This window comes from Parafrankia soli (genome assembly GCF_001854695.1).
Taxonomy (GTDB): domain Bacteria; phylum Actinomycetota; class Actinomycetes; order Frankiales; family Frankiaceae; genus Parafrankia; species Parafrankia soli.
Genome location: NZ_MAXA01000132.1, coordinates 1 through 2,141 on the forward strand (window position 1 = coordinate 1; position 2,141 = coordinate 2,141).

General features: G+C 67.7%; 1 protein-coding gene and 1 pseudogene. Both read right to left on the reverse strand.

What is annotated here, in order from left to right:
• Positions 1-214: 214 nt before the first annotated feature.
• Positions 215-1,127, reverse strand: a pseudogene (locus BBK14_RS12695) (TIGR03564 family F420-dependent LLM class oxidoreductase).
• A gap of 77 nt (positions 1,128-1,204) precedes the next feature.
• The gene (locus BBK14_RS12700; RefSeq protein ID WP_071062230.1) at positions 1,205-2,044 is read right to left on the reverse strand and encodes a TauD/TfdA dioxygenase family protein; all 840 of its coding nucleotides are present in this window, start codon (positions 2,042-2,044) and stop codon (positions 1,205-1,207) included.
• Positions 2,045-2,141: the final 97 nt, after the last annotated feature.

Below are 2,141 nucleotides of genomic sequence, written 5' to 3' on the forward strand. Positions count from 1 at the left end.
TCACGCGCCATCGACCGGTAAAGCCTTGGAGCCCACCGTCTCCGACCTCGGAGCCGAACGACGCACCAGCTGATGCTGTACATCTGTATAACGTCCTGGCGAGGGCTGGTCAAACCCTGCTACCCGGAGTCACGCCCCTGTGCGGCTGACCTCGATCACTCGGTGGCCGCGTATCGAGGTCCGTTGGTCGCACCGGTGCTCCCCACGGGGCATCTCAGCCTGTGAGGGAGGCAAGCAGGTCCATCGTGCGCTGCCGGGACGCCCGGCGATCCGTGCCGACCGGCACGACGAACACCTGGATGTCGGTGGCGCCGGCATCGAGCAGACCCTGCAACTGAAGGGTCACGCTCTTCTCGTCACCGAGGATGGCTGCGTCGGCTGGGCTCTGGGCGCCGCCGATCTCCATGATCCGGCGGTAGTTCGGCAGGCTCTCGTAGACCCCGGATGTCGTGGCAGTCGCGGCGCGGGCTTCGGTGATGTCGTCGTGGACCGCCACCGGCAGGCCGGCGACGATCCGTGGCTCGGGTCGCCCTGCGGCTGACGCCGCGGCCCGAAGCCGCGGCGCGACATGGGTCTCGATCGCCCGCGCCGGCGCCATGAAGAGGACCACCCCGTCGGCCTGCTCGCCGGCGACCCGCAGCAGCCGCGGCCCGAGCGCGGCCAAGAGCACCGGCACCGGTTGCTCCATCGGGACCCGTGCGCCTCGTGCGGTCCAGTCCGATCCTTCGAAAGTCACCGTTTCCCCGCGCAGAAGTCCCCCGAGGATGCGGAGATACTCCTCCGTGTTGCGACCGGGGTGGTCGTACGACAAGCCGTACATACCCCTGACCAATGGTTCGTGCGAGGGTCCGATGCCCAGGGTGAAGCCGGGTCGTCCCATCGCCGCCGCGGCCGCGGCGGCGCGGTTAGCCTGGAGGATGGGATGGATGGCAGGGATATGTCTGCAGAACCGCGGTCCCCAACTCGATCGTGGAGGTCGCCCGCCCCGCGACCGCCATCGCGGCAAGTGGGTCGCCGAGGGCCGTGCTGTCGTACCAGACGGAGCTGAAGCCGTCCCGCTCGGCGGCCTTGGCCTGCTCGACCAGTTTCTCGACCGTCGCCGGTCGTCCTGTCAGACCGATCTTCACGCGGCGTGACCTTTCAGCGAAGTGCGTCGCTTCATGACCGGGCACCGACCGATGCGTTTGCCCGGTGTGTCGCTGCTTCAGGCGGCGGTGACGAGCTCCTGGCCCACCAACGTGGTGCGATGCATCAGGCGGCGAGATGTCGGCTGGAAGGGCAGCGCGCGATGGAGTATCCCGGTGTTATCCCAGATCACGAGATCGCCGCGGCGCCAGTGATGCTGGAGGGAGAACTGCGGCTGTGTCGACCACTCGAGCAGACGATCCAAGAGCTCCCTGCCTCGGTCGGCCGGCCAACCGACGACCTCGCCCGCCGTCGCCCCGACGAGCAGTGACCTGCGCCCACTCCGTCGGGTCCACACGAGCGGGTGCACCCGCGAGGGCACCCTGGCCCACTCGGCCTGCTGCTTCTCTGTGGCGTCGGGATAGGCGATGCGCTGGGCGGCGGCGAAGCTGTGGACCACCCGCAGGTCGGCAATGTGCGCCTTGTCCTCGTCGGAGAGCGCATCGTACGCGGCATAGGTGTTGGCGAACTCCGTGTCACCACCGGCGGGATCGACCTCGCGGGCGGTGAGCAACGTCCCCTTCTGGGGGAGGTCGTCGGTGGCGCCGTCGATGTGCCACAGGAAATTCCCCTGGCGATAGCCAGCCAGCACGCTCTTCGCCGGGTCAAGGGTGATCTTGGCGATTTCGGGATGCTCGCCGGGGTCGTTGACCTTGGGGACGACGACCTCACCGAGCAGGCGGCTGAAGCTGACCAGGTCGTCGTCGTTGATGTTGACCTCCCGGTACACGACGACGCCGTACTGATCCAGAGCCGCCTGAGTGTCGTCGGCCGCCTTCCTGTCTACGAGTTCTCGGCCCGTGAGTCCTGTGATCTCGACACCGATCGTCGGCGCCAGCTTGGTGGTCACGAGGGACATGACTTCCTCCGACTCTCCTAGGGCCTGTTCTGAGTTCGGATCATGGGGTTGGCAGGCTGCGTAGCCAGAGGATGGATCCGCGCAGGTGGAGTCCTGC

What these genes read in the sequence shown, in the direction of transcription:
- BBK14_RS12700 (WP_071062230.1), bottom strand. Translation starts at nt 2,044, where the DNA reads ATGTCCCTCGTGACCACCAAGCTGGCGCCGACGATCGGTGTCGAGATC.